We start from the raw sequence: 7,775 nt of genomic DNA, 5'->3' as shown, positions 1-7,775 counted from the left end.
CCGCTTGATCGAGTCGATCCCCAGATCCGCCTCCACGTCCATGCCCAGTTCGAGCATCTCCGCCGGGTACCCGGTCTTCTGCGCCACCACCTCCAACAGCGCGGCCGACACCTCGGAGGCACCGAAAGCCGGAGCAGCAGCAGCCGGGGCCGCAGCGGCAGGCGCCGCACCCGCGACCCCCACCATGAAGTCCACGATCTGGCCCAGCGTCCGCAGCTCACCCAACTGCTCCGGACCCACCGGCACCTCACTCGGGAACCGCTCCGAGAGCACACCCAGGATCTCGACCCGCTTGATCGAGTCGATCCCCAGATCCGCCTCCACGTCCATGCCCAGTTCGAGCATCTCCGCCGGGTACCCGGTCTTCTGCGCCACCACCTCCAGCAACGCGGCCGACACCTCGGAGGCACCGAAAGCCGGAGCAGCAGCAGCCGGGGCCGCAGCGGCAGGCGCCGCACCCGCGACCCCCACCATGAAGTCCACGATCTGGCCCAGCGTCCGCAGCTCACCCAACTGCTCCGGACCCACCGGCACCTCACTCGGGAACCGCTCCGAGAGCACACCCAGGATCTCGACCCGCTTGATCGAGTCGATCCCCAGATCCGCCTCCACGTCCATGCCCAGTTCGAGCATCTCCGCCGGGTACCCGGTCTTCTGCGCCACCACCTCCAACAGCGCGGCCGACACCTCGGAGGCACTCACCGACGGTGCCGGAGCCGCCGGCGCCACCGGTGCGGGCGCGGGGGCCGGAACCGGGGCCGGCGGCAGGGCCGGTGCGACCGGGGCTTCGGCGGCGGGCAGCGGCTCGGCGGCCACCGGCACGAACTCGGCGACCGGGGCGGCGGCCGGCAGTGCGGGGACGGCCACCGGCGGCGCCGCGGCGGCAGCCTGCGGCTGGGCGGGCGCGGCCGGTGCACCGCCGAGCTCCAGGGCGGCGAGGTCGCGGAGGATCTCGTTGGCCCGCAGGTGGGTGCGGCCGATGGCGAGGCCGTGCTCCTTGACGGCGGTGACGCCGGCGAGCACCTCGTCGACCCGGCCCTGCCCGGCGGCGTTCTCCAGCAGTCCGGCGAGCCGCTGGGCGCTCTGCAGCTGGCCGTTGAGGTAGTCGTCGTGGAGTGCGAGGTGGTCGGCGATCAGCTCGGGCAGTCGGTCGGGTGCCGCGGCGGCGGCGTGGTCGTGGTCCACGGGTGCGTTCTCCTGGACGGCGTTCCTCGCGGGGAGGGGGACGGGTGCGGGCTCCGGCGGTACGGCGGCGGGCGGCGGCACGGGGACCGGTGCGGGTGCGGGCGGGGCAACCGCCGCCGGAGCGGGGGCCACGGGCTCCACGACCGGCGCGGGCACCGCCGGTACGGCCGCCGGGGTGACCCGGTAGCCGTTCTCCAGGGCCTCGCGGTAGGCGGCCTTGCGGGCGTCCGAGACGTGGTTGATGCCGTTCAGCGGCACCGTCATGCCCTTGCTCGGGAGTGCCTCCGGCGCGGCCGCGGCGTAACGGTCGGCGACGGACAACGGGATTCCGAGGACGGCGAGTTGGGCGACGGCCCGCTTGAGGGCGAGGTCGGCGTCGGCGCCCGGTCCGCCGTCCAGCCGGACGGCGTGGTGCGGGCGGTCGCCGAGGATGCGGGCGACCAGCTGGGTGAGGACGCCCTTGGGGCCGAACTCGACGAAGGTGCGGAATCCGGCCGCGTACATCTCCTCGACCCGGTCGGCGAAGTGCACCGGGTTGATCAGCTGTTCGGCGAGCAGGGCGGCGTTGGCCGCGGGGTCGTCGCCGTAGCGGCCGCCGGGGGTGTTGGCGTACACGGGCCGCAGCGGCGGGCGGACCTCCACCCGGTCGACGGCGGCGCGGAAGGCCTCGACGGCGTGGCCGACGAAGGGGGTGTGGAAGGCGGCGGAGACCGGCAGCCGGGAGATCCGCAGCCCGGCTCCGGCCGCCGAGGCGACCAGCCGTTCCACCGCGGCGGTCGGGCCGCCGACGACGATCTGGTCGGCGGCGTTGCGGTTGCACACCACCAGTTCGGGGTGGTCGGCGAGCAGTTCGGCGACCTTCGCCTCGGGGGCGCTGACGGCGGCCATCGCGCCGGCGTCGAAGCCGGGGTCGGTGGGCGGGGCCATGGCGGCGCCGCGGGCCCGGGCGAGGGCGAAGTAGGCGTCGTCGGTGAGGGCGCCGGCCGCCCAGAGGGCGGTCAGCTCGCCGAAGCTGTGGCCGAGGTGGCCGTCCGCGGCGAAGCCGAGTTCGCCGAGGTAGCGGTACTGGCCGGCGGCGAGCGCGCCGATCGCGGGCTGCGCGTACGCGGTGCGGCGCAGCGACTCCTCCTGGGCGGTGCGGGCCGCGGTGGAGAAGGCGGGCGGCGGGAAGGCCACCCGGGAGAGCAGTTCGGCGCCGTCGAACTCGCGGTTGGCGCGGTCGAAGGCGGCGCGCAGCGGCGGCAGGGCGAGGACGGCGCGGTGGCCGGGGTTGACGTACTGGCTGCCCTGGCCGGCGTAGAGGGCGCCGACCTTGCCGTGGTCGGCGGCGCGGCGGCGGTACCAGAGTCCGCGGGGGTGGGCCCAGTCGGCGGCGTCGGGCTTGGCGCGCAGCTCGGCGGCGGCGAGGGCGCGCAGCTCGGCGAGTTCGGTGTCGTCGCGGGCGGCGAGGGCGAGCCGGGCGTGGTCGGCGGGGGCGGGGCCCTCGGCGGCGGGGGCGCCGTCGGCGAGCTGCGCGCCGAGGGCGGCCGGGTCGGCGGCGTGCCAGAGGTGGACCCGGGCGACGGGGAACATCACCTTGAGGTCCTCGCCGTCGCCGTGCTCCTGGAGCACGAAGTGGAAGTTGGTGCCGCCGAAGCCGAAGGAGGAGATGGCGGCGCGGCGGTCGGTGCGCCGCGGGTCCTTGATCCAGGGCCGGCTCTCGGTGTTGACGTAGAACGGGCCGGCGGTGAAGTCGATCGCGGGGTTGGGCTCGTCGACGTTGATGGTGGGCGGGAGCACCTTGTGGTGCAGGGCGAGCGCCAGCTTGATCATGCCGGCGGCGCCGGCGGCGGCCTTGGTGTGGCCGATCTGGGACTTCACGCTGCCGACCGCGGCGTACTGCCGCTCCCCGGTGGCGTCGGCGACGACGGCGGCGAGGGCGGAGAGCTCGGTGGCGTCGCCGACGGCGGTGCCGGTGCCGTGCGCCTCGAAGAGCTCGACGCTGTCGGGGGTGCAGCGGGCGTCCTCGTACGCGCGGCGCAGGGCGACCATCTGGCCCTCCTTGCGCGGGGCGTAGATGGACTTGAAGCGGCCGTCGCTGGAGGAGCCGATGCCGCGGATGACGGCGTAGACCTCGTTGCCGTCGCGTTCGGCATCGGCGAGGCGGCGCAGCGCGAACATGCCGATGCCCTCGCCGATCAGGGTGCCGTCGGCGTCCTTGTCGAAGGGGCGGATCCGGCCGGCCTTGGAGAAGGCGGGGGTCTTGCTGAAGCAGAGGTACATGAAGATCGTGTTCTCGGCGTCGCAGCCGCCGGCGATCATCGTGTCGGCGCGGTGCTCCAGCAGTTCGCTGACGGCGGCCTTGGTGGCGGCGAGCGAGCTGGCGCAGGCGGCGTCGATGGTCATGTTGGTGCCGCCGAGGTCGAGCCGGTTGGCGATCCGGCCGGCGACGACGTTGCCGAGCATGCCGGGGAAGGAGTTCTCCTCCCAGGGGGCGAAGGCGAGCTTGAACTTCTCGGCGATCTCCTCGGCGTCGCGCTCGCTGAGGCCGCAGCTGCGGACGACCTCCTTGAGCACGGGGGTCTGCAGCCGGGCGGAGAGCGGCTGGGTGAGCTGGTTGGCGCCGGTGACGCCGAGCACCACGCCGGTGCGGTCGGGCCGGTACCAGGGGCGGTCGGCGCCGGCGTCGCGCAGCACGTCGCGGGCGACGACGAGGCTGAGCAGCTGGAGGACGTCGGTGACCTCCAGGGTGGTCGGCGGCAGCCCGAACTCCATCGGGTTGAACGGGACGGTGGGCATGAAGCCGCCCCGTCTGGCGTACGTCTTGTCGGGCACGGACGGGTCCGGGTCGTAGTGCTCGGAGACGTCCCAGTGGGTGCTCGGCACGTCCTCGATGCAGTCGGCGGCGGACATCACGTTGCCCCAGAACTCCCGCAGGTCGCGGGACTTGGGGAAGAGCGCGGAGAGGCCGACGATGGCGATCGGCTCGTCCGCGAGCCGGCGGCCGAGTTCCGCGTCGGGCAGGGGGCTGGTGGGCTTCGAGGTGTTCACGGCAGGGCTCTCTCGAACTCGGAGGGCCGGGCGCCGGCCTGGGCTTGCGGGCGGCCGGGCCCGTACGGACGGGCCTGCGTCAGACCTTCGTTGCGGGTGCGAGCCGCGCGGGGGCGGCGGGGCGGACCAGGCGCGCGATCACGGCGGCGGCGTCCGGCCGGCTGAGCATGGTGTAGTGGTCGCCGGGGCTGCGGTGGACCTCCAGCCCGTGCGGGGCGAGCGGCCCCCAGCCGAGGGTGCGGTCGCCGGGCAGCAGGCTGCGTTCGGCGGTGACGAGCACCAGCGGGACGGAGGAGGGCCGGGCGGTGTAGGGGGCGGTGAGCCGGTTGTTGCGCAACAGCCCGTCCACGTAGGTGTCGTAGAGCTTGCGCAGGCCGGCCGGTGCGGTGTCGGCGGGCAGGGCGCCGCCGGCCGCGGCGGCGGCGAGGACGTGGCGCAGGCCGTCCTCGGTGCCGCCGCCGGCGAGCAGTTGCGGGTCGACGTCGACCGGTCGGCCGCGCTTGGCGCCCAGGTACATGGCGAACCAGCCGAGCAGCAGCGGCGGTTCGAGGGCGTCGTCGGGCTGCTGGTACTCGGGGGTGGGCGCGATGCTGTCGAGCAGGACGAGCCGGTCGGGCCGGCGCCCGGCCGGCATCCGTTCGACCAGGGCCTGGGCGACCACACCGCCGAAGGACCAGCCGGCCAGGGTCCGCGGCCCGCCGCCGTCGAGGGCGTCGAGTTCGTCGCCGATGCGGTCGGCGAGCTCCTCGACGGTGGTGTCGGCGCGACCGCCGGTGAGTGCGGCCTCCCAGTAGGCGGGGTGCCCGGACAGGTCGAGGACGGTCAGTCCGGTGCCGGGCGGCAGGGCTTCGGCGAGGGTGCGGTGGACGCCGGCGGCGAGTGCGCCGGGGTGGACGAGGAAGACCGTGCCGAGGCCGTCGCCGGCCTCGGCCAGCCGGTGGACGACGGCGGGGCCGGCGTCACGCCGAGGCCGCATGGTTCTCCCCGGCGCGTGCGGCGGACTCCTCCGCGATGTACTCGGCCAGGTCCTTGATGCTCGGGTGGTACCAGAGGGTGGTGGTCCCGAGTTCGAAGCCGAGCCAGTTCTCCATCTCCCCGGCGAGGATGAGCGCCTCGGTCGAGTCGAGGTCGAGCTCGTCGAAGTACGTCTCCGGCGGAACGTCCTCCGAGGGCACTGAGAGCCGGTGGGCGATCTTCTCGATCAGCCACTGCTGGGCCTCAACGGCGGTCACGACAGGCACGGTCGATCCTTCCCCAGGGTACGGTGATTTCGTCCGGTCGGAACATTTCCGATAGCCACCCGCAGGTAAATCGGCGGCAAAGCCGAGACTGCGGGAAGGCAGCCCGAATCACGCGCTCGCAGCGCGCGGCAGACACGGAATCCGGGCTCTTCACACGATGGTTCGACCGGCCGCGACCGGCGCCGGACAGGCCGCGGCCTGCGACAACTCCGGTACGGCGGACGATCGTTCAGTGGGTGAGCGGTGACGGTGGGCGCACAGCGGGCAGTTCCGCCGCGTCCCGGGTCAGGACCGTACGCGAGTGACATTCGCGCATGCAACCAACTCCGCGTAAATCAACGCGGTTGCAACGCCAAAGAAATGTACTGACCGGACGGAATATCCCGTCGAAACTCGTCCCGAAAAAAGAAAATTGATGCGCCGTCCGACTCGTGCTTCGAATACGCACGCGCCTTGCCGCGTCCGGTCGGCGGGCGGCGGCGGCCCGGGCGGCCGGCGCCGCCGGCATGGTCCAGAGTTCAACGACACCTTGCAGGCCGCTCCGGCGCCTGGCTATGGTCACGTCAGCGCGCCGCGGCGACCCCGCGGCCGTGCGCCGACCACCGCACGGAGGGGGATCGAGGACGCCATGCCCGCGGACCGGCAGGGGAAACGGCCGCCGGGCGACGGCCCTCGGCCCGGACTCCCGCGGCGGCGAACGACGAAGGGCGGGCCCGCCGCCCGGCAGGCCCGCCCCTCCGACACCTTCTCAGCCCAGCTGCACCACGGCTCGGGACATGCCGAGCACCTTCTGGCCGCCGCTGGTCGCCAGCAGGTCGACGCGCACCCGGCGGCCGTCCAGCAGCGCCGCGACCTTGCCGGACACCTCGATCACCGCGCCGACGCCGTCGTTCGGCACCGGCACCGGCTTGGTGAACCGCACGCCGTACTCGACCACCGCGGCCGGGTCGCCGACCCAGTCGGTGACGACGCGGACCGCCTCGGCCATGGTGAACATGCCGTGCGCGATGACGTCCGGCAGGCCGACCTCCAGCGCGAACTTCTCGTTCCAGTGGATCGGGTTGAAGTCGCCGGAGGCGCCCGCGTACTGCACCAGCGTGGCGCGCGTCACCGGGAAGGACTGCGCCGGCAGCTCGGTGCCGACCTCGACCTCGTCGAAGCTGATCGCCATCGGGTTCACTCCCCCGCCTCATCGGCCGCACGAGCGACCAGGGTCATGACCGACGTCACCACGTGCTCGCCGGACTCGTCGTTGACCTCGCCGCGCACCGAGAGCACGTCGTTGCCGGCCAGCGACTTGATCGAGTCGATCGTCACGGTGACGGTCAGCCGGTCACCGGCCCGCACCGGGCGGGTGTACGCGAACTTCTGGTCGCCGTGCACCACCCGGCTGTAGTCCAGGCCGAGTTCCGGGTCGGTGACGACCTGCGCGGCGGCGGCGTAGGTGATGACGAACGGGAAGGTCGGCGGCGCGATCACGTCCGGGTGGCCGAACGCCTTGGCGGCCTCCGGGTCGGTGTACGCGGGATTGGCGTCGCCGACGGCGACGGCGAACTCGCGGATCTTCTCCCGGCCGACCTCGTACGGCGCGGTGGGCGGGTAGGTCCGCCCGATGAAGGAGGGGTCGAGCGGCATGGGCAACTCCTCTGATCAACCGTCATGCAGACATGCAGAAATGACTCCAGGCCGCGCCCCACGAGGGGGAGCGGCCTGGAGTCGAGGCAAAGTCAGCGGGTCTCGCGGTGCGCCGTGTGGGCGTTGCAACGCGGGCAGTGCTTCTTCATCTCAAGACGGTCCGGGTCGTTGCGCCGGTTCTTCTTGGTGATGTAGTTCCGCTCCTTGCACTCCACGCAGGCCAGCGTGATCTTCGGGCGGACGTCGGTGGCAGCCACGGGAGTGCCTTCCTGGGACAACGAATAAGAACACAGACAAGTGTAGCCGATCGGGAGGATGACCCCCCGATCGACTACGCGGGGTAGCGGTGACCGGACTTGAACCGGTGACACAGCGATTATGAGCCGCTTGCTCTACCAACTGAGCTACACCGCTTTGATGAGCGACCTCCCGCCGGAGCGGAGGGCCTTTCACCAGAGCCCCCATGCGGAATCGAACCGCAGACCTTCTCCTTACCATGGAGACGCTCTACCGACTGAGCTATAGGGGCGAACGAGGAAGAGATTACACGGTTCCGGGCCAGAGGTGAAATCCGTATCCGACACGGAAGATCCCAGGTGGGGCGGGCCGCACGGACACCCGCAGGCCGTGCGGCCGTTCGAGGCTCCGCGCATCCCGGCGGCCCGACCGATACGACTTTCGCCC

6 protein-coding genes and 2 tRNA genes are annotated in these 7,775 nt (G+C 72.7%); all 8 read right to left on the bottom strand.

What is annotated here, in order from left to right; all coding sequences use genetic code 11:
• Positions 1 to 4,215 (bottom strand): beta-ketoacyl synthase N-terminal-like domain-containing protein (locus tag ABZ641_RS02120; RefSeq protein WP_359978465.1); only part of this gene is annotated, 4,215 nt, incomplete at its 3' end.
• Positions 4,216 to 4,294: 79 nt separating this feature from the next.
• Positions 4,295 to 5,191 (bottom strand): alpha/beta fold hydrolase, encoded by an 897-nt coding sequence (locus ABZ641_RS02115; RefSeq protein ID WP_344621430.1) that lies wholly within the window; start codon positions 5,189 to 5,191, stop codon positions 4,295 to 4,297.
• Entirely contained in the window at positions 5,175 to 5,447 is a 273-nt protein-coding gene (locus ABZ641_RS02110; protein WP_234443387.1) for an acyl carrier protein, read from the bottom strand. The genes ABZ641_RS02115 and ABZ641_RS02110 overlap by 17 nt, the downstream gene beginning before the upstream one ends.
• A 757-nt stretch (positions 5,448 to 6,204) precedes the next feature.
• Positions 6,205 to 6,627 carry a MaoC family dehydratase gene (locus tag ABZ641_RS02105; RefSeq protein ID WP_030263677.1) on the bottom strand — a complete coding sequence of 141 codons (423 nt, stop codon included), beginning with the start codon at positions 6,625 to 6,627 and terminating at the stop codon, positions 6,205 to 6,207.
• 5 nt (positions 6,628 to 6,632) lie between these two features.
• On the bottom strand, positions 6,633 to 7,091 hold the full coding sequence (locus ABZ641_RS02100; RefSeq protein WP_344621427.1) for a MaoC family dehydratase N-terminal domain-containing protein: 459 nt from the start codon (positions 7,089 to 7,091) through the stop codon (positions 6,633 to 6,635).
• A gap of 92 nt (positions 7,092 to 7,183) precedes the next feature.
• Positions 7,184 to 7,348 carry a 50S ribosomal protein L33 gene (gene rpmG, locus ABZ641_RS02095; protein ID WP_004571794.1) on the bottom strand — a complete coding sequence of 55 codons (165 nt, stop codon included), beginning with the start codon at positions 7,346 to 7,348 and terminating at the stop codon, positions 7,184 to 7,186.
• Between the two features lie 84 nt (positions 7,349 to 7,432).
• Positions 7,433 to 7,505 (bottom strand) — tRNA-Met (locus ABZ641_RS02090).
• A 42-nt stretch (positions 7,506 to 7,547) separates the two neighbouring features.
• Positions 7,548 to 7,620 (bottom strand) — tRNA-Thr (locus ABZ641_RS02085).
• Positions 7,621 to 7,775: the final 155 nt, after the last annotated feature.

Source organism: Kitasatospora sp. NPDC007106 (genome assembly GCF_040634455.1).
GTDB classification, from domain to species: domain Bacteria; phylum Actinomycetota; class Actinomycetes; order Streptomycetales; family Streptomycetaceae; genus Kitasatospora; species Kitasatospora arboriphila.
Note: the sequence above shows the minus strand (reverse complement) of the source record. Positions and strands in the feature narration are given on the sequence as shown.